We start from the raw sequence: 20161 nt of genomic DNA, 5'->3' as shown, positions 1-20161 counted from the left end.
CCCACCCTCCAGGCCGGACCTGTCGTTTCTTGCCGGATTTTGCTGCCCGTTTCGGGAAGGATTATAACGATTCTGTGAGTGTAAGGTCCCGTTAACCTGCGGAATTGAGATATCTTGCTGCCTGCAGAAATGCGGGCGGGCATCGTTCTGCGCGCGAACGAGATGCGGCGGCTCCAGGGCCCCATGCTCGTCGATGGACCGGTTGCTCGATGCGACGTCCGTCCCGAATACATCCCGGGACTCGTTCTTCAACCTCCGAACGTGTGGTGCTGGAAGCCGATGGTTTCCAGGGCGGGAAGCACTTTGAATCCAAGGGGACCAAACGAATGAAGGATACCGAAATCTCGGCACTCCAGGACCGTCTGGAGTTCCTCGGCCTCGACGAGAAGGCGCGCGAATCGCTGCGGGGCGTGGCCCCTCTGATCGGCGAAGCGCTGGCGCCTGCGATGGCCTCATTCTACGCGAAGGTCAGGGCGACACCGTCGGTGTCGCGCTTCTTCGGCAACGGCCTGCAGATGGACAGCGCGCGCGCCCGGCAGGAAGAGCACTGGAAGCTCATCACCTCCGGAGCCTTCAGCCGTGAATACGCCCAGGCCGTCCAGACCGTCGGGCACACCCATGCGCGGATCGGGCTGGAGCCGCGCTGGTACATCGGCGGCTATGCCATCATCCTGGAGGAGCTGCTGGCGCAGGTCATCGCCCGCCGCTGGCCCGCTGCGCAGCGCGGCTTCTTCGGCCGCAGGCAGCCGGACGTCACCGCCGAGGCGCTGTCGGCCGAGGTCGGTGCTCTCGTCAAGGCTGCGATGCTCGACATGGAACTGGCGACGTCGATCTATCTCGAGACGCTGAGCGCGCGGCGGGCCGAGGCCGAGCGCGAGCAGGTGCGGTCTCTCGACCACATCGCCGCATGCCTCGACGAGATCGCCTCCGGCAACCTGACCGTCGAGGTCGACGCGTCCCTGGCAGAGAAGTCCGGCAAGCTGTCGGACGCCTTCGGCCGGGCGGTCGGGAGCCTGAAGGAGATCATCGGGGCCGTCCGCGAGGCGGCTTCGCAGGTCCAGCTCGGTGCCTCGGAGATCACCCGGGCGTCCGACGACATGTCGAAGCGGACCGAGCAGACGGCGGCGAGCATCGAGCAGACCGCGGCATCGCTGAACGAACTGACGGAAACGGTCCGCCAGACCGCCGACCGTGCGCGCCAGGCCGACGGCACCGTTTCGGCCATGCGTGCGGACGCCGAGAAGAGCGCGGACGTCGTGCGGCAGGCGGTCGCGGCGATGGACCAGATCGAGAAGTCGGCCGGCCAGATCGGCCAGATCATCGGCGTGATCGACGAGATCGCCTTCCAGACCAACCTGCTCGCGCTCAACGCCGGCGTCGAGGCGGCGCGCGCCGGCGAGGCCGGCAAGGGCTTCGCCGTCGTCGCCCAGGAGGTGCGTGCGCTCGCGCAGCGTTCGGCGGAGGCAGCCAAGGAGATCAAGTCGCTGATCTCGACCTCCTCGCAGCACGTCGAGACCGGCGTCGCGCTGGTCGGTGACACCGGCGCGGCGCTCTCGCGCATCACGGCGTCCTTCGCGGGCATCGGCCAGCTCGTCGGGGAGATCGCCGCCTCCGCCGCCACGCAGGCCACGGGCATCGCCCAGATCAACGTGGCCGTCGGGCAGATGGACCAGTCGACGCAGCAGAACGCCGCCATGGTCGAAGAATCCACGGCGTCGGCCTTCTCGCTGGAGAAGGAGGCCACGAGCCTCGCCACCATCGTCGGTCGCTTCCGCACCGGATCGGCTGCGAACGGCAATGACGGCCGGCGATCGGCGCGGTCTGTCGCCGCTCCGGCCGCGCCGCAGAGAATGCAGCCGCGCGGCGGCCGTGCCTATCCCACCAACGGCTCCGCTGCGCTGAAGGTCTCGCCGCAGGAGGATGCCGACGGCTGGGAGGAATTCTGAACCCGGACGCGCCGGCCTCGCCTCCGCGCGGTCCCGTCATCCAGGGGCCGCGCGGCGGCATCCGTCGCGCTCCCCTTGCCGGAACGCGTCGAGCAGCGGACGCGGGAGGAGTTCCGGACGGTCGCCGGCGCCGTTACGGTCTTACCTCCCGTCCAGGGGCAGCGGTTCTACCGGACGCTGCCGGCGGCGGCCATCATCGTCGGACCGCCTGCCACTCCGGGGACACCCGGGCGGCTGGCAGCGTCAAGCCCTTTGTCAGCATTCCTCCCGCCTCGACCTTCAACTCGCGCCCGAAATCCGCTATTGCGCGGCTCCCCGGGGGGGACAGGAAGGTTGCGATGAGCGAGACGGTCACGCGGGCGCACCCCGCGGTAGTCCTGGAGTCGACGGCGCCCGATCCGGCGCTCGCCATTTCCGCGCGCGGGCTCGTCCGCCGCTTCGGTGCCGTGAAGGCGGTCGACGGCATCGATCTCGACGTGCCGCGCGGCATGATCTTCGCCGTGCTCGGGCCGAACGGTGCCGGCAAGACGACGCTGATCCGGATGCTGGCGACGCTGCTTGCGCCCGATGCCGGCCGTGCCACCGTGATGGGCCACGACCTCGTCGCCGATCCGAAGGCCGTGCGCGCCTCGATCGCGCTCACCGGCCAGTTCGCCTCGCTGGACGAGGACCTGACGGGCCGCGAGAACCTGATCCTTCTGGCGCGCCTCTGGGGCTTCCGCGGGGGCGCCGCCCGGGCGCGCGCCGACGAACTGCTCGCCGCCTTCGATCTTTCCGATGCCGGCCGGCGCCAGGTGAAGCACTATTCCGGCGGCATGCGTCGCCGGCTCGACATCGCCGCCTCGCTGGTGGTGACGCCGGGCGTGCTGTTCCTCGACGAGCCCACCACCGGGCTCGACCCCAAGGCGCGCCAGGGCGTCTGGCGCCTGATCCGCGAGCTCGCGGCCGGCGGCGTCACCATCCTGCTCACCACGCAATATCTGGAAGAGGCGGACCAGCTCGCCGCGCGCATCGCCGTCATCGACCATGGCCGCAAGATCGCGGAGGGCACCAGCCGCGAACTCAAGGCGGCGGTGGGTTCCGGCTTCCTGCACGTGGCACCGGCCGATCCCGCCCGCCTCGACGAGGCTGCGGCTCTGCTCGCCGCCCGCCTCGGTGCCGTCGTCCAGCGGAATGCGGAAGGGGCGCAGCTCTCGGTGATGACCGCCTCGGCAGCCGAGGCCAGCGCGGCCGTCGCCGCGCTGATTGGCGCCGGCATCGAACTCAGCGACTTCTCGATGGGTTCGCCCAGCCTCGACGAGGTCTTCTTCGCGCTCACCGGCGCTCCGGCGGCCGAGGCACCGGGCGGCGAGGGCGGCGCCGCTTCCGGGGAGGACAACCGATGACCCCTTCGCCCGCAACGCTCACCACCGTACGCCGGCCGCCGCCGCCGGGCCCGCTCTCCGACGCGCTCGCTTTCGGCTGGCGCGCGGCGCTGAAGTTCCGCCACGTGCCCGAGCAGCTCTTCGACCTGATCATGACGCCGCTCATGTTCACGCTGCTCTTCACCTTCGTCTTCGGCGGCGCGCTCGCCGGCTCGCCGGGCGACTACCTGCAGTTCTTCCTGCCGGGTATCCTGGTGCAGACGGTCGTGTTCAACTCGGTCTATTCCGGCATGGGCCTGTCGACCGACCTGTCGAAGGGCCTGTTCGAACGCTTCCGCTCGCTGCCGATCTGGCAGCTTGCGCCGTTCGCCGGGCTGATGGTGGGCGACGTGCTGCGCCACTTCATCGCGGGGCTGATCGTCCTCGGCGTCGGCCTGGCGCTCGGCTACCGGCCGGAGGCGGGCCTCGTCGGCGTCGTCCTCTCCTTCCTGCTCCTCTTCGCCATCGGCTTCGGCACGGGGTGGATCTTCATCGTTCTCGGCCTACTGATCCGCACGCCCATGACCGTCATGACCATCGGCTTCACGGCGATCTTCCCGCTGGTCTTCGCTTCCAACATCATGGTCAGCCCCGAAACCATGCCGGCCTGGCTGGAAGGCTTCGTCGCCCGCAACCCCGTCTCCCACATGACGACGGCGCTGCGCGGGCTGATGGCGGGCACGGCGAGCGCGAGCGAGGTGCTCCTCGCGCTCACGGCCCCGGTGCTGCTGACCATCGTGCTGGCCCCGGTGACGCTCCGGCTCTACCGGAGGAACTGAGGGCAGGGCGAGGGGACTTGGTCTCTCCTCGCCGCACCGCTCCTGGCGCGAGCCCACACACGACGATGGCGGCGCGGTGCAACTCGAGCGGGCAACCCTTGGCGGACGCGTCCGCCGACCGCGACGGAACGCGACGCAGGTGCTTGCGCCACCGCCGACTTGCCGCGATCTTCTCCGACTGCCGACTGCCGACTGCCGACTGCCGACTGCCGACTGCCGACTGCCGACTGCCTTACGAGAAATACCCCTGCAGCGGCCGCACCTCGAGGCTCCCCGCCTTCAGCGCGGCGATCGCCTCGGCGACGGCTGCCGCGCCGGCCATGGTGGTGTAGTAGGGCACCTTCTGCATCAGGGTCGCGCGGCGCAGCGACTTGGAGTCCGAGACAGCCTTCTGGCCGTCGGTGGTGTTGAAGACGATCTGGACCTGACGGTTGCGGATCGCATCCTCGATGTGCGGGCGGCCTTCGAGAACCTTGTTGATCTTCTCGGCCTCCACCCCGTTCTCGCGCAGGAAGCGGGCGGTGCCGGAGGTCGCGAGCACCTTGAAGCCGAGATCGGCCAGCCGCCGCACGGAGGGCAGCACCGCGGCCTTGTCCTCGTCGCGCACGGAGACGAACAGCGTGCCCGAGCGCGGCAGGTCGACGCCGGCGCCGAGCTGTGCCTTGGCGAAGGCCAGCGCATAGTCGGTGTCGAGCCCCATCACCTCGCCGGTCGACTTCATCTCGGGGCCGAGCAGCGTGTCGACGCCGGGGAAGCGGGCGAAGGGGAAGACGGCTTCCTTGACCGCGATGTGGCCGAGCGCGCGCGGGTCTGGCTTCGTCCCGTACTGGCCGAAGGCATCGTCGAGGCTCTCGCCGGCCATGATGCGCGCGGCGATCTTGGCGATGGGACGCCCGATGGTCTTGGCCACGAAGGGCACGGTGCGCGAGGCGCGCGGATTGACCTCGAGCACGTAGACGTCGCCGTCCTTGATGGCGAACTGCACGTTCATCAGCCCGCCGACGTGCAGCGCGCGGGCGAGGGCCGCCGTCTGCCGCTCCAGTTCGTCGACCAGCGAGGGCGAGAGCGAGTGCACCGGCAGCGAGCAGGCACTGTCGCCCGAATGGATGCCGGCCTCCTCGATATGCTCCATGATGCCGGAGACATAGGTGGCCTGGCCGTCGCACAGGCAGTCGACGTCGACCTCGATCGCGCCCGACAGGTAGGTGTCGAACAAAAGCGGGTTCTTGCCGAGCAGCGTGTTGATCTGGCCGGTCTTGTCGTTGGGATATTTCTGCTTGATGTCCTCGGGCACCAGGCCCGGCACGGTGTCGAGCAGGTAGGACTGCAGCATGCCCTCGTTGTGGATGATCTGCATGGCCCGCCCGCCCAGCACGTAGGAGGGGCGCACGACGAGCGGGAAGCCGAGCTCGCCCGCCACCACACGGGCCTGTTCGACCGACCAGGCGATACCGTTCTTCGGCTGCATCAGGCCGAGCTTCGTCAGGAGCTTCTGGAAGCGGTCGCGGTCCTCGGCGAGGTCGATCATGTCCGGCGATGTGCCGAGGATCGGGATGCCGGCCTTCTCCAGCGCGTCGGCGAGTTTCAGCGGCGTCTGGCCGCCGAACTGCACGATGACGCCCATGAGCGTGCCCTTCGCCTGTTCGGCGCGCAGGATCTCCAGCACGTCCTCGGCCGTCAGCGGCTCGAAATACAGCCGGTCGGAGGTATCGTAGTCGGTCGACACGGTCTCGGGGTTGCAGTTGACCATGATCGATTCGTAGCCGGCGTCGGCCAGCGCGAAGGCGGCGTGGCAGCAGCAATAGTCGAACTCGATGCCCTGGCCGATGCGGTTCGGACCGCCGCCGAGGATGACCACCTTCTTCCGGTCCGAGACCTGCGCCTCGTCGGCCGGCGCGCCGGCGAACGGGCTCTCGTAGGTCGAGTACATGTAGGCCGTCGGCGAGGCGAACTCGGCCGCGCAGGTGTCGATGCGCTTGTAGACCGGGTGCACGCCGAGCCGCCGGCGCAGCGCCGCGACGTCGTCGGCGTCCTTGCGAACCAGCGAGGCGAGGCGGGCGTCGGAGAAGCCCATGGCCTTCAGCATCCGCAGGTTGGCCGCGTCCTGCGGCAGCCCGTGCTCGCGCACGCGCGCTTCCATGGCGATGATGGCGCCGATCTGCTCCAGGAACCAGGGGTCGATGGCGCACATGGCATGCACCTCTTCCAGCGAGGTGCCCATGCGGATCGCCTGTGCCACCATGCGCAGCCGGTCGGGCGTCGGCGTGCCGAGGGCGGCACGGATGGCGTTCTTGTCGTCGCCGGCACCGATGCCGGGGATCTCGATCTCGTCGAGACCGGTCAGCCCCGTCTCCAGACCGCGCAGCGCCTTCTGCAGCGATTCGGCGAAGGTGCGGCCGATCGCCATCACCTCGCCGACCGACTTCATCGCCGTCGTCAGCACCGGATCGGCGCCGGGGAACTTCTCGAAGGCGAAGCGCGGGATCTTGGTGACGACGTAGTCGATCGACGGCTCGAAGGCGGCGGGCGTCGCGCCGCCGGTGATGTCGTTCTCCAGTTCGTCCAGCGTGTAGCCGACGGCGAGACGCGCGGCGACCTTGGCGATCGGGAAGCCCGTCGCCTTGGAGGCGAGCGCCGAGGAGCGCGAGACGCGCGGATTCATCTCGATGACGACGAGGCGGCCGTCCTTCGGGTTGACCGCGAACTGGACGTTCGAGCCGCCGGTCTCCACCCCGATCTCGCGCAGCACCGCGATCGAGGCGTTGCGCATGATCTGGTATTCCTTGTCGGTCAGCGTCAGCGCCGGCGCCACCGTGATCGAATCGCCGGTGTGCACGCCCATCGGATCGAGGTTCTCGATCGAGCAGACGATGATGCAGTTGTCCGCCCTGTCGCGGACGACCTCCATCTCGTACTCCTTCCAGCCGAGCACGCTCTCCTCGATCAGCACTTCGGTGGTCGGCGAGGCGTCGAGGCCGGAGCGGACGATGTCGAAGAACTCCGCCTGGTTGTAGGCGATGCCGCCGCCGGTGCCGCCCATGGTGAAGGAGGGGCGGATGATGGCGGGGAGGCCGACCACGTCGAGCGCCTGGGCGGCGACGCCCATGGCGTGGCTCATGTAGCGCTGCTTGCGGTCGCCCTCGCCGAGGTTCCAGCGGGTCTCGAGCGCATCGAGCGCGGCGTCGAGGTCGTCGGGGTTCGACGCCTTCAGCGCCGCCCTCTCGGCTTCGTGGCGCTTGCGGTCCTCGTCCTTGACGGCGCTGGCATTGGCGAGCCAGGAGCGCGGCGTCTCCAGCCCGATTCGGGCCATCGCCTCGCGGAACAGCGAGCGGTCCTCGGCCATGTCGATGGCTTCGGCGTTCGCCCCGATCATCTCGACGCCGTAGCGCTCGAGCACGCCCATGCGGCGCAGCGAGAGCGCGGTGTTGAGCGCGGTCTGGCCGCCCATGGTGGGCAGGAGCGCGTCCGGCCGCTCGCGCGCGATGATCTTGGCCACCACCTCGGGCGTGATCGGCTCGATGTAGGTCGCGTCCGCCAGCTCCGGATCGGTCATGATCGTGGCCGGATTGGAATTGACCAGGATCACCCGGTACCCTTCCGCCTTCAGCGCCTTGCACGCCTGGGTACCGGAATAGTCGAACTCGCAGGCCTGGCCGATCACGATGGGTCCCGCGCCGATGATCAGGATGGAGGAGATATCGGTGCGTCTTGGCATGGTGGGTCCGCTCGTCGTGCTCTGCGCGAAGCGCCGGACGCGGGGCGAGGCCCGGCCGGTGCGCAAGGGAGAAGGGTATCTGGCTAGGCGGGCCTTATAGGGGAGGAAGACGGGGGAGGGAACCCCTGAAAACGGCCTTCGCCTTCAGCCCGGCGCGCGGAGGGATATGGCGCGCAACCTCGACGAGGCCCGTGTCGAAATAGTCTTGGATGACCTCTCGCGCGAGGTTGGCCGGCAAGGCCAAACGGTCCAGTCTGGCGGACCAGGGAGCAAGACCATGACGTTCGACGACATCATCAGGGACTTCGCGGAATCCGACACGGTTCCCGAAGCGGCCATCCGGGCGGCACTCGCGGAGCCGGCAGGCTTCGTCGATGCGGCAATCGCGCTGATGGAACGCGTCTCGGCTGCAGACGCGTCCGACAGCGAACTCGAGGCGCTCTGCGTGCTGGCCCACGTGCTCGGCGAGATCGGCGACCGGCGCGCATTCCTGCCTCTCTTGCGTCTGGTGGCGGATCGCACCCGCGTCGATCCGTTCGGCGACTCTCTCACCGAGACGATTCCCGCCGTCCTGAGTTCGCTGATGGGCGAGAATGCAGCGGCGCTCGAAGGGCCGATGCTGGATACCGACGTCAACCAGTTCGCGCGTCATGCCTGTTTTCGGGCGTGGACGCATGCGGCGGTGACGGGTGCGATCGACCGCGCGCACGCCCATGCGTTCCTCGCCGCCTACCTGGAGCGAACCCGGCTCCCGCGCGGCGACTACGGTTTCTCGTCCTGGGCCAATGCCGTGACGGCGCTGCGGTTCGGAGATCTGGAGGACCTCGCACGGCGTCATCTGCCAGTGCGTGTGCCCGGCAAGCCGGCATGGCTACAGCCGGGCACGACGTTCGGGGATTTCCAGGCGATGCTCGCAGACGCCGAGGCCAATCCGGAGAAGGCCGAAAAAGATGCGACCCTCCAACCGTTCGGATCGACCGTCGCCGAGCTGTCGACGTGGCACGGCTATTCGGAGGAGTTTCGGCGGAGACGCGCCGAGGCCAATCAGCGAAAGATCCTGGACCTGCTCGAGAGCACGCGGCCGGCGGTGCAGGCCGCACCGGAAACGTCGCACCGCCATGTCGGCCGCAACGATCTATGCCCCTGCGGCAGCGGCAAGAAGTACAAGAAGTGCTGCCTCCGATAAAGGCGGCGGTCTTGTCGCGGACCGAAGCGTCGCCCTCCGGAGCGGTATCGCGATCCGGGTGACCGCTCCGCTCGCCGAACTGCCAGCGACTGGCCGACCCAAGGGCCGGACGCGCGGGCCATGCTGCACCCTGGCCGCCAATGCCGAAGCGCGTCAGGCCGGACGGCCGAGGGCATCTGACGAGGGGCTTGCGCGCACGCCTGACGGCGCATCTTCCACCGGCGCTCCTGCCTCGGCCGCGGCTGCGCGAAGCGGCGTCTTCGCCATGGCGACCTTGCCGGCGCCCGCGTCATCCAGCTGATCTCCTGATGAACGCCCCGCTGCGCCGTGCAACCGCATACGGCGGCAGGCCGGGGCGCAGCGGCGTGAGGAAGCGGGTCGGAGGGTTCGACGATGCGGCCTGCTACTCGGAGAACGGCACGGCGTCGAGGATCTCGAAGCGTTCGCCGGAGCCGATGCGGATCAGGTTCAGCTCGGCCTCGCGGGTGAAGCGGAATTCGCCCCGCGTGTTGGTGCCGTCCGGCCGCCCGCCGCGGAAGCGGATCAGGCGCTCGCCGCCGTCGGGCCAGAATATGGTGATGTCGGCATCATTCGGGCCGAGGCGCAGGATGCGGACCTCGCACCGGGTCATCGGCTGGCCGACATAGCGGGCGCAGGGGACTTCGGCCGTCTCGCCCCCGGCAGGCGGGGGGGCGGGCTGCGTCGGCTCCACCGGCCGTGCCTGCGCGACCGTGTCGACACGCCGGGGTTCGTCGCCCGGCCGCGGCGCGATCGGCATCGGCGCGGGCACGGCGGCCGGCGGTTCGGCCGTCGCAGCCTCGGCGACAGCCGTCGCAGCGCCGTCGGAGGGCGGGGGGACGGCCGCGGCCTGATCGACGGCCGGCGGCGTGCCGGCGGCGTCTGCCTCGTCTCCGGAGCGAGCGGAGCCGGTTTCCGCGCCGGCTGCCGACGGTACCGCGGCGCCTGCGGACGGTTCAGCCGGTCGGACGGCTGCCATCTGGTCGGTGCTCTCGTCGGAGGCTGGTGCGGCGGCGGCCTCCGCGGTGTCGCCGTCGGATGCGGCCGCCGCCGGTCCGGCCGGAGTGGCGTCCCCGGGCTGCGTTTCCGGCACAGGCCCCGCGCCGTCGCCGGCGGGCGGGCGGCTCCAGGCGGGAAGGAGCGCGGCAAGCTGTTCGCGCAGCGTGCGCGGGGCTTCGCCGGTCTCGTCCGGACCGTCGGCGGGCTCGGAAGAAGCAGTCGCTGCGGGAGCCGGCGAGGTGCCGGCGGCTTCGGGCTCCGGGACGACCGGAGACGCGGGCGCGGGATCGCCGGGGGCGGCCGGCGGCAGCGCCAGTGCGGCGGCAGGCTGCTGCGCGGGAGCGGGAACCGCGGGCGGCTCGGCTGCGGGCGCCACATCCGGCGCCGCGGACGCGGCCGCCTCGGGCGCAGGAAGGGTGGCCGGCGGCTCGACCGCCACGGGCGCCTCCGGTTCGAGCGCCGCCGGGGCTGCCTGTCCCGCCGGCGCGGCGGGCTCCTCAGTCGTCGCCGTGTCGGCCGGCGAAAGGGCCGCGACCGCCTCGGCCGGCACAGCTTCCGTCTCGTCGGCGCGGGACGGACGGGGCGATGGCACCGGCACGGCGAGGGCCGTTTCGGAGGTCGTCCCCGCTGCCCCGGCGCCGGGCGCCGCTTCGGCTCCGTACGCGCTGTAGACTTCCGACGAAGCCGGGTCGGTGCGCGTCGCGAAGGCGAGGGCGAGTTCTGCGGCGGCGCCCTCGACCTTCGCCGCTTCGCGCGCGGCGTCGAGGGTCGGCGGCCCGCCCGGCGCCGGTGCGAGCAGCACCGTCTGGATGTCGGTCCCTCCCGCGAGGCCGCCCGAGGCAAGGTCGGCCAGAGGATCCTCCGGCATCGGCAGCGGATCGGGCAGGATGCCGATCGTGACCTGCGACGGGTCGACGACCACGGGACGGGGCGGCGCGGCCGGCGCCTCCACCACGTCCTCGTCGTCGCGCGGCGACAGGAGGTAGCGGGACGGCGCCCAGCCGACGAGCCCGTCGAGGTCCGGCACCTCGATGCGGCACCATTCGGCGCTGCGGGACATCGAGCATTCCAGCCGCGTCACGATGGTGCCGTTGGGAATGCGCGCGAGCACCAGGCCGATCGGAGACGCCGTCGCCCGCACGTTGAGGAGGTCGTTGGCCGACACGCCGTACACGACGGCGGCGACCGTCTCGATCACGTCGCTGCTCGCGGGCGTGGGCGCCGCGACGCCGCCGTCCTGGGCCTGCGCCGCAGCCAGGCCGAGGGCGAGCAGCGCGCCGGAGGCGAGGAGCGTTCTGGTCAGGGACTGGCGAAACCGGATCATCATGAGCCGCACTTGACGTCGAGCCGCTTCCTTAGGCGAGAGCGCCGGCCGAGAACAGGCCGAAAACGCCGCAGGCGGCGCCTCTGCCCCGCGACCGTCTCCGGCTCACCTGCGCAAGCCTCACCGGTCGAGGTCCAGCACGAGTGCGCCGGCGCGGGCCGCGCTGGCCTCTGCCACGGGGATCGCCGCGTCCTGTCCGGAGCGGGAAAGCAGGGCAAGCGCTGCACGACAGCGGTCGAGCGCGGCGCGTGCGAGCGAACGGTCGCCGGTCCGGCGCGCCCGCTCGGTGTCGATCTCGCATGCCGTGTTCTCCACATAGCCTTCGAAATCCGGCCACAACGCGATGCCCGCGCGTGCCGCGTCCACGAGCTTTTCGGCGCGCTCCAGCCGGTCCTGATCCTGCGTCTGCCGGGCCGAGAGCATCAGCACATAGGCGAGGCCGTTCGACGCGACTGCCGCTCCGGCCGCATGCCCCGATGCCTCGTAGAGCCCGAGCAGCCGCGCCTGCGCCTCGATCGCGGTCTCGATGTCGTCCGTCCCGCCCGCTTCGACCGCAAGGGCGGCCGCGGAGCCGGCATAGTCGCCGTAGACGTCGAGGAAGGGACCCGGATTGGCATCGTCGGAGCCCCATGCCTCCCACGCCTGCACGGCGTCGGCGAGCAGGCCCGTGCCTTCGCGCAGCAGGGCCGCGTCCCTGGCGGCCTCGCCCGCGGCGGCGAGCGACCGGCCGAGTTCCAGCCGGATGCGCTGCCCCTGCGGGTGCTCGGGCGGAAGCTGCGACTGCAGCGCGCGGAAGGCGGCTGCGGCTTCGCTCAGCGCGGACGCGTCCCGGGCCATCCGCGCCGCGATGGCCTTCGTCCGCGCCTGCTCGAACGCGACCTGCAGCGCGAGCTCCGGGGTCCCGGCGACGTGCGGATCGGCAGCGAGGCGGTCGAGGACGGTCGCTGCCTCGTCGAGTGCAGCCTCGTCCGCGGACCGGCGGCCGATGGCGATCAGCGTCAGTGCCAGATGCCACTCCGCATCGCGCGCGGCGGCGGCGTAGCCGGCCAGGCGGAAGACGTCCAGGGCGGCGCGCTGCATGTCCCGTGCAGCGGGAAGGGCGGAGGCGTCGCCAAATCGCTCCGCCCATTCGAGCGCGATCCGCGCGCGCAGGCTGCCGATCTCGGCGCCGATGAGCGGAAACCGGTCGGGGTCGAAGATCCCGGCGGCCATCTCGGCGATCTCGCCAGCCGCCGAGAGGGCGCCCGTCGTGTTCTGGCGCTGGGCGGCGTCGAAGGCGATGGCGACCGAGCGGACGACGTAGCGGGCGGCCAGCACGTCCGTCTCCGCGCGGTCCAGAGTGGCGATCATGGCGGCCAGATGGCCGACGAGTTCGGCCATCAGGGCCGGATCGGGCGCAGCCGCCCACATGAAGTAGAGCGCCTGGACCATGCGGAACCGCGCCTCCGCCTCGAGCGCCGCGTCGCCGGCCTGGCTCGCCAGTGCGCCCGCACGTTCGAAGGCTGCCTTCGCCGCACCGAGGTCTCCGACCCGGTTCGCCCGCAAGGCGGCTTCTCCCCGGGCGCGGCCGAGGTCGAGCGCCACCCGCGCAGCGATAGAAGGTTCGCGCCCGGCGTCGTCCGCCGCTGCCTGATCGAGCAGGGCGACCGCCTCGGCCAGCGGGGCGGCATCGCCTTCGCGCTCGGCCTTCAGCATCAGGACGAGGCCGAGCTTGTGGCGCAGGGACGCAAGCCCGCCCGAGGACCGCAGACCGCCGCCGGTCAGGGCAGCGCGGGCGAGTTCCTCCGCCTTGCGCAGCGAGCCGGGCGCGCCGGCGATCTCGGCGTGCACCAGCCAGGCGCCGATCTCCTCTTCGAGCAGGCGCCCGGCGCGCGCCGTATCGACCTCGCCGGCGATCTGTCGCGCCTCGCCGAAGTCGCGCGCGGCGTCGTCGAAGCGGAACAGCAGCTTGCGGGTCTCGGCGCTGCGGACGAAGACCTCCGCATCCTCCAGGATGCGCGCGCGCAGGGCGCGCAGCTGCTCCTGACGCGTCTCGCGCAGCCCCGCCACGCGGGCCTTGGCCTGGTCGCGAAACGCGCTGGCGGCATTGAGCGCGCCCTCGAGCTCGGCGGCGTCGGCGAGCGCCGAGAGGCGCCGGATCTCCGGATCGGGATCGTCGAGCGCCCGACGGTCGCGGCTGAGCGTCGCGAAGCGTTCGATCTCCGTCTTCAGGCGCGCTTCGACCCGGTCGGGATCGTCGGCGGGATCCACGCCTGCCGCCTGCAGCATGGCGTAGACGAGGCTCATAGGCACGTTGCCGGTATGCGCCAGGTTCTCCGCACGCGCGCGCTGCGGATCGGGCAGGTCGGCGATGGTCACCAGCAGCCGGCGGCGTTCGCCAAGCACCGCCGCCTCCGCGGCCTCGCGTTCCGGCGCGGGGGCGCCGAGATAGAGCAGGCGGCGCAGGCTCTCGTTGACCCAGGGACGCTGGCGCCCGCCTGTCCTGAGATAGACCTCCTCGGCGACCATGCGCATCACCGTGCCGAATTCCTCGCCCCCCATGGCGTCGATGTGGCGCAGCAGGGCTTCGGCATAGGGGCTGTGGCCGCCTTCGACGCCGTCGAGGGCCGGCCGGCCGGGTTCTGCGGCGAAGCCGATCACCATTCCCAGATTGTCGGCCGGGGCATCGCGGTCGCCGATGGCGCGGGCGCCCCGCGTTTCCGATAGGCCGCCGGCCGATACCGGTTGCGCCTGCGAACCCGGAGTTTTGCGCAGCACCGCGCCCGGCGGGAACGGGTTGTCGCGGCAGGCATCGAGCAGCAGGATCGTCACCGCGACCGACCGGCGCAGGCGCTCCAGCACCTCCGACAGGGGCACCAGGCGCTCGTCGGCAGCGTCGAGCGCCGCGAGATCGGCGTCGATGGGGACGAGGAAATTCTCGCCGCCGGCTTCGATGCCGTGGCCGGCATAGTAGAGCACGGCCACGTCGGCGCCTTCCACATCCTCGGCGAAGCGTTCGAGGTCGCGGCGCATGGAGCGGCCGTCGCGATCCGTGCGGCGGATCGAATCGAAACCGAGATCGGCGAGCAGGGCCTCGATGGCGTCGGCGTCGCGCATCGGATTGGCGAGCCGGGGCAGGGCCCGATACGCACCGTTGCCGATGACGAGGGCGACGCCGCGCAGCGTTTCCGGTTCCGCCGCCGCCGCCTGTCCCGGAAAGGCGAGGAGAGCCAGCAGAGGGAACAGCAGCCGCAGGGCGGCGCCGATGTCGTATGGCATGAGCGGCCGGAACGGCCCGCGCCGTCTCGGCGTCATGTCGTCGCTCCTTCGGCCCGAACGACCTTCACAAAGGATTCCGGCAAGATCAAGAGCGCCTGCGGCGGAACCCGGACGACGCGACGCACGTTTCCGTGGCCGGCGCCGGTGCGCCGAAGGAGGTGCGACCATGGATACCGACAGGACACCCGGCCATGCCGGCCGCGAAGCTGCTCGCGATCTGCACGAGAGCGCCAGACGCGAGGAGCGTCGGGTGGAGGAGCGCAAGGGCGACCAGCTGAAGAAGGGCGAGGAGCGCGTGGAGGAGCGATCGAGAAGCTCCGACGGCCGCAGCGTCGAGGACAAGCAGCGCGACTGACCCGCCGAACGCACGGCTTCGGCGGCGGCCTCCCCGTCGCCGCCGCCGCCGTGCACCGCAATGCGAGGCCGCCCGAATCCCCCTCGGACCTGCCTCAGCCGGAGCCCGTGCCCCGCCACGGACGAGGCTCTAGACCCTTTGCCGGCTCCTCGCCTTGCGCTCGATCAAAGCCGGCGGGACGGCGGAGATTCCCTGTGACACCCGGCGGGCGCCGGGCTATCTGTTTTTCAGGCTGGCCCGCCTCGGAGCGTCGGGGGGCGGCGGGCTCGAGGGAGAGGACCAATGCGCTGGAAGGGCAGGCGTCAGAGTTCGAACGTCGAGGACCGGCGGGGCGGAGGCGGCGGCATCGGCCGCGGCCCGACCTTCGGCCGCGGCGGCGGGATGCGGATACCGGTCGGGCGATCGGTCGGCGGCGGCGGACTGTCCGGGATCGTCATCCTGGTCGTCGTCTTCTTCGCACTGCGGGCCTGCGGCATCGATCCGCTCGAGATCCTGGCCCAGATGGACGAGGGCGGCGGCGCCGGCGGTGGCACGCAGGTGACCACCAGCCAGGGGTCGGACGAACTCGCGCAGTTCGCGGGGGTGGTGCTGGCGGAGACGGAGGACGTCTGGCACGGCATCTTCCAGGCCGGCGGTTCCACCTACAGGGAGCCGACGATGGTGCTGTTTTCGGGCCAGGTGCGCTCGGCCTGCGGTTTCGCCTCCGCCGCGAGCGGACCTTTCTACTGTCCGGGCGATTCCAGGCTCTATCTCGACCTCGATTTCTTCGGCGAACTCGAGCGCCGCTTCGGTGCCTCCGGCGATTTCGCCCAGGCCTACGTGATCGCCCACGAGGTCGGCCATCACGTCCAGAACCTCATCGGGGTGCTGCCGGAGTTCAACCGGCAGCGCCAGAGGATGAGCGAGGTGGAGGCCAACCGCATGTCGGTGCGGGTCGAACTTCAGGCCGACTGCTTTGCCGGCATCTGGGCGCACTACACCGAGCAGAAGGGCCTGCTGGAGAGCGGCGACATCGACGAGGCGCTCAACGCCGCCAACCAGATCGGCGACGATACGTTGCAGCGGAACTCCCAGGGCTACGTCGTGCCCGACAGTTTCAACCACGGGACCTCGGCCCAGCGCCGCGAATGGTTCGGTCGCGGCCTGGAATCGGGCCGGCTCGACGCCTGCGACACGTTCAATGCCGCTCTCTGACTGCGGCGGGTACCCGCCATCGCGTGGAGGGACAAGGCGGGCTGCAACCGCCATGACGTCTTCAACCTTCGTTAAGCCTGCGGTTTAGGCTGGGCTTAATCGGCTCGCGCTATGGTTTCTGCTGCCACGATACGGGCAGAGGGCATGGCATGATCCGAAATCTGCTGGCGCAGCTTCCAGCCGACGAGCGCGGGAACTTCGCGATCGTGGCGGCCGTCGCGATGGTCCCGCTCGTGCTCGCCGCCGGCGTCGCCATCGACTTCTCCTCGATCAGCAATCGCCACACGGAACTGCAGAACGCTCTCGATTCGGCCGCGCTCGCGGTGGCGCGCGAAGGCGACACGATCAGCGACGACGAGGCGATCGACATCGCGCGGTCCTTCCTGGCAGCGAACTTCCGCATCGAACATGGCGGCCTCAAGGTGTTCCGGACCGGCACGCGCGTCACCGTCGAGGCGACGGCGCGGCAGGACCTGCATTTTGCCGGCGTGCTCGGCTACGAGGACTGGCAGGTCACGGCGTCGTCGTCCGCCGACATCGCCTTCAACCGGTACGAGATCGCGCTGGTCCTCGACACCACGGGCTCCATGGCGGGCGGCAAGCTCTCCGCGATGAAGGACGCCGTGCTCGGGCTGGTGGACACCATGGCGTCGCAGATCAAGGACACGGAGAAGCTCAAATTCGCCGTCGTCCCCTTCGCCAACTTCGTCAACGTCGGCAGCCAGCATGGCCCGGCGTTCAGGAAGAACGGCAAGATGAAGAACAAGACCGGCGCCGACTGGCTCGACCTCAAGGGCAAGGCGGATTTTCCGCAGACCGAGCTTCCGACGGGCCTCAGCCGGTTCGAGCTTTTCCAGCATCTCGGCCAGACCTGGAAAGGCTGCGTCGAGACGCGTGCCTCCGACGGCGAGGATCTCGACGTCTCCGACGTCCCGCCCAATCCCAGGAAGCCGGAGACGCTGTTCGTGCCGGCGTTCTCGATCGACGAACCCGACGGGTGGGGATACTCGAACAGCTACATCGCCTCGTCGGCCGATCCGCTGGACAAGACGCCCGCCGGACAGCTCAAGAAACTGCAGAAATACGGCATTCCCGATGCCTCGCAGTTGGATCCGAAGGATCCCTCGGCGAACTGGCTGCCCGTCGCTCCCAGCACCTTCGGCGGCAAGGGGCCGAACAAGGACTGCCTCGCGCAGCCGATCCAGCCGCTCACCAACGACTATGATGCGATCAAGAAGATGGTGAAGGGGCTGCAGGCCAACGGCACCACCAACATCATGGAGGGTGTCGCCTGGGGCATGCGGGCGCTTTCGCCGGAGCCGCCGTTCACGGAAGGCACCGCCAAGGCGCCCGGGATCGAGAAGATCATGATCGTGCTGACGGACGGCTCGAACGTGTTCGGCAACAACGGCACCGTGTTCGGCTCGTCCTATTCCAGCAACGGCTACTTGGTCGACGGCCGGCTCGGCATCACCGCCGGCTCCTCCTCCGACACCAACAGGCTCATGAATGCCCGCACGCTCGCCGCCTGCGAGAACGCCAAGGCTGCCGGCACGGTGGTCTACACGATCCGGCTGGAGGAGCCGGACGTGAAGACGGGCATGATGCTGAAGGAATGCGCGACCAGCCTGAACCACTTCTTCGACGCGCCGTCGCGACGCCAGCTCGACGACGTGTTCAGATCGATCCGGGACGACGTCGTGCGGCTGCGCATCTCGTCCTGACGCCGGCTGTACGACGCGTGCGGGGATGCGCGGGCCTCGCGTGCGTGCGCGGCCCGCGACGGATCAGCGCTCGGCCAGGGCCGGCTCCCCCTTGCGCTCGCGGATCAGGTTGACGAAGCGCCGGAAGAGGTAGTGCGAATCCTGCGGACCGGGCGACGCCTCGGGATGGTGCTGGACGGAGAAGACCGGTTTACCCACGACCGAGATGCCGCAGTTCGACCCGTCGAACAGCGAGACGTGCGTCTCCTCCACGCCGTCGGGAAGCGAATCGCCGTCCACCGCGAAGCCGTGGTTCATCGAGACGATCTCGACCTTGCCGGTCGTGTGGTCCTTGACGGGATGGTTCGCGCCATGGTGGCCCTGATGCATCTTGACGGTGCGGCCGCCGAGCGCCAGCGCGAGCATCTGGTGGCCGAGGCAGATTCCGAACATCGGCACGTCCGCGTCGAGCAGGTCGCGGATCACCGGGACGGCATATTCGCCGGTCGCTGCGGGGTCGCCGGGACCGTTCGACAGGAAGACCCCGTCCGGGTTCATCGCCAGGATGTCTTCCGCCGGCGTCATGGCCGGTACGACCGTGACTTCGGCGCCGAGACCGGCAAGCAGCCGCAGGATGTTGCGCTTCACCCCGTAGTCGATCGCCACGACGTGCATGGACGGCTGGGTCTGCTCCGCGAAGCCCTCGCCCCAGGACCACGGGGTCTCCTTCCAGGTGGAACTCTGGCCGGAGGTCACCTCGCGGGCGAGGTCGAGGCCGACGAGGCCGGGCCAGGCCGCGGCCTCGCGCTTCAGCGCCTCGACGTCGAAGACGCCGTCGGGAGCATGGGCGATCACCGCATGCGGTGCGCCGAGATCGCGGATGCGGGCCGTCAGCGCACGCGTATCGATGCCGCTCATGGCGACGATCCCGCGGCGCTTCAGCCATTCGTCGAGGCCGCCGTCGGACCGGTAGTTGGACGGGCGCGTCACCTCGGCGCGGAAGACGGCTCCGACGGCGCCCGCGCGGGCCGCCGGCGTGAGGTCTTCGATATCCTCGGCATTGGCACCCACGTTGCCGATGTGCGGGAACGTGAAAGTAACGATCTGCCCGGCATAGGAGGGGTCGGTGAGGATCTCCTGATAGCCGGTGAGGGCGGTGTTGAAGCAGACTTCCGCGACTGCGTGGCCCGTGGCCCCGAGCCCGTGGCCCTCGATCACGGTGCCGTCGGCGAGCACGAGCAGGGCCGTGGCTTTTTCCGCGCCCCAGGGCGCCGTGTTTGCGATCATCAGGTCTCTCCGTCGGGTCGAGGGGCGCAGCGGTCTTGAAACTGCCCGGGCAAAGGGTCATATGCCCGTGCTGAAAACCGCGAACGGTCGGATTGGCGACCGGTTCCGCGCGCTCAATATATGTCCATGCAGGGACCGGACAATAGGAAAAACGCCAGGGGTGGTCAATCCGCCCGGCGGTGTCCGAAGAGAAAAGCTTTCGTGAACGAAAACAGCAGCTTGTCCCGGGAAAATTGGAATTGCGTCCGCAAATCCGCGGCGCTAAGGTCCGCCGGCTGCCAAGGGAGTCTCTATTCCGATGCGCGAGAAATTCGCGGAGACGCTGAAACAGGCGCTCAAATCGAACGACAAGCGGCGCGTTTCCACGGTGCGCCTGATCCAGACCGCCATCAACGATCGTGACATCGCCAATCGCAGTGCCGGGCGCGACCCGGTGAGCGAGGAGGAGATCGCGCTGATTCTGGTCAAGATGATCAAGCAGCGCCAGGAATCGGCGCGGCTCTACGAGGAGGGCAACCGCCTGGAACTGGCCGAGCAGGAACGCGAGGAAATCGGCATCATCCGCGATTTCCTGCCACGGCAGCTCGAGGAAGAGGCGGTCAAGCAGGCCTGCGCGCAGGTGATCTCCGAAGTGGGCGCCGACGGCCTGCGCGACATGGGCCGCTGCATGAACGCGCTGCGCGAGAAGTATCCCGGGCGGATGGACTTCGGCAAGGCGAGCGGCATCGTCAAGGGGCTGCTGCAGTAGCGGTCCGGAGGCGGCCTGTCGCGGAGTTCTCCCGCCACCTGCACGCCCGCGGCCACACCTTGCAGTTAACCTGGGCGAGGCACTTCGTCGAGGTCCGGTTTGCGGGAGGTCGAACGGATCGCGGAAGCGGTGCCGGCGAAGATGGCGTTCTGCGCGGTGGTTCGAGGGATTGATCGTGCCGCAGCCGAGGCTGGGGCTCGTGTAGCGACGGCCGGATACTGCACAGCGTCGCGGAAGTGAGCCGGC

Annotated in this window: 12 protein-coding genes; 8 read left to right on the top strand and 4 right to left on the bottom strand. The window is 69.9% G+C overall.

The features are described from left to right. Nucleotides 1-326: 326 nt before the first annotated feature. From IAI54_RS08620 to IAI54_RS08610, 3 genes are all read left to right on the top strand, one after another. Nucleotides 327-1946 (top strand): methyl-accepting chemotaxis protein, encoded by a 1620-nt coding sequence (locus tag IAI54_RS08620; protein ID WP_235679298.1) that lies wholly within the window; start codon nucleotides 327-329, stop codon nucleotides 1944-1946. Nucleotides 1947-2284: 338 nt separating this feature from the next. Continuing rightward, nucleotides 2285-3331: an ATP-binding cassette domain-containing protein gene (locus tag IAI54_RS08615; RefSeq protein WP_187971953.1), complete on the top strand. Its 1047-nt coding sequence runs from the start codon at nucleotides 2285-2287 to the stop codon at nucleotides 3329-3331. Then, nucleotides 3328-4128: an ABC transporter permease gene (locus IAI54_RS08610; protein ID WP_187971952.1), complete on the top strand. Its 801-nt coding sequence runs from the start codon at nucleotides 3328-3330 to the stop codon at nucleotides 4126-4128. The genes IAI54_RS08615 and IAI54_RS08610 overlap by 4 nt, the downstream gene beginning before the upstream one ends. A gap of 232 nt (nucleotides 4129-4360) precedes the next feature. Here the strand turns inward: IAI54_RS08610 and carB are convergent, their stop codons facing one another. Continuing rightward, entirely contained in the window at nucleotides 4361-7843 is a 3483-nt protein-coding gene (gene carB / locus IAI54_RS08605; protein WP_187971951.1) for a carbamoyl-phosphate synthase large subunit, read from the bottom strand. A 166-nt stretch (nucleotides 7844-8009) separates the two neighbouring features. On the opposite strand from carB, the gene IAI54_RS28805 reads away from it, so the two are divergent. Beyond that, entirely contained in the window at nucleotides 8010-9029 is a 1020-nt protein-coding gene (locus tag IAI54_RS28805; RefSeq protein WP_210321226.1) for an SEC-C metal-binding domain-containing protein, read from the top strand. Nucleotides 9030-9432: 403 nt separating this feature from the next. On the opposite strand, the gene IAI54_RS08595 is transcribed toward IAI54_RS28805, so the two are convergent. Both IAI54_RS08595 and IAI54_RS08590 read right to left on the bottom strand, forming a co-directional pair. Further along, complete coding sequence (locus IAI54_RS08595; protein WP_187971950.1) at nucleotides 9433-11373, bottom strand: SH3 domain-containing protein; 1941 nt, start codon at nucleotides 11371-11373, stop codon at nucleotides 9433-9435. Nucleotides 11374-11490: 117 nt separating this feature from the next. Further along, a complete protein-coding gene (locus IAI54_RS08590; protein ID WP_187971949.1) occupies nucleotides 11491-14664 on the bottom strand; it encodes a caspase family protein in 3174 nt (1057 codons plus the stop codon). Between the two features lie 130 nt (nucleotides 14665-14794). Here IAI54_RS08590 and IAI54_RS08585 point away from each other — a divergent pair, with 130 nt between their 5' ends. From IAI54_RS08585 to IAI54_RS08575, 3 genes are all read left to right on the top strand, one after another. Continuing rightward, nucleotides 14795-14983, top strand: a complete 189-nt coding sequence (locus IAI54_RS08585; protein WP_187971948.1) for a hypothetical protein — start codon at nucleotides 14795-14797, stop codon at nucleotides 14981-14983. A 282-nt stretch (nucleotides 14984-15265) separates the two neighbouring features. Beyond that, complete coding sequence (gene ypfJ / locus IAI54_RS08580) at nucleotides 15266-16177, top strand: KPN_02809 family neutral zinc metallopeptidase (protein WP_187971947.1); 912 nt, start codon at nucleotides 15266-15268, stop codon at nucleotides 16175-16177. A gap of 149 nt (nucleotides 16178-16326) precedes the next feature. After that, nucleotides 16327-17901: a pilus assembly protein gene (locus IAI54_RS08575; RefSeq protein WP_187971946.1), complete on the top strand. Its 1575-nt coding sequence runs from the start codon at nucleotides 16327-16329 to the stop codon at nucleotides 17899-17901. A 63-nt stretch (nucleotides 17902-17964) separates the two neighbouring features. Here IAI54_RS08575 and carA read toward each other — a convergent pair whose 3' ends face one another. Beyond that, nucleotides 17965-19167, bottom strand: coding sequence for a glutamine-hydrolyzing carbamoyl-phosphate synthase small subunit (gene carA, locus IAI54_RS08570; RefSeq protein ID WP_187971945.1), 1203 nt, complete (start codon nucleotides 19165-19167; stop codon nucleotides 17965-17967). A 298-nt stretch (nucleotides 19168-19465) separates the two neighbouring features. Here carA and IAI54_RS08565 point away from each other — a divergent pair, with 298 nt between their 5' ends. Continuing rightward, a complete protein-coding gene (locus IAI54_RS08565; RefSeq protein ID WP_187971944.1) occupies nucleotides 19466-19915 on the top strand; it encodes a GatB/YqeY domain-containing protein in 450 nt (149 codons plus the stop codon). The last annotated feature ends 246 nt before the right edge of the window (nucleotides 19916-20161 follow it).

The organism is Aquibium microcysteis, from assembly GCF_014495845.1.
Taxonomy (GTDB): Bacteria; Pseudomonadota; Alphaproteobacteria; order Rhizobiales; family Rhizobiaceae; genus Aquibium; species Aquibium microcysteis.
Note: the sequence above shows the minus strand (reverse complement) of the source record. Positions and strands in the feature narration are given on the sequence as shown.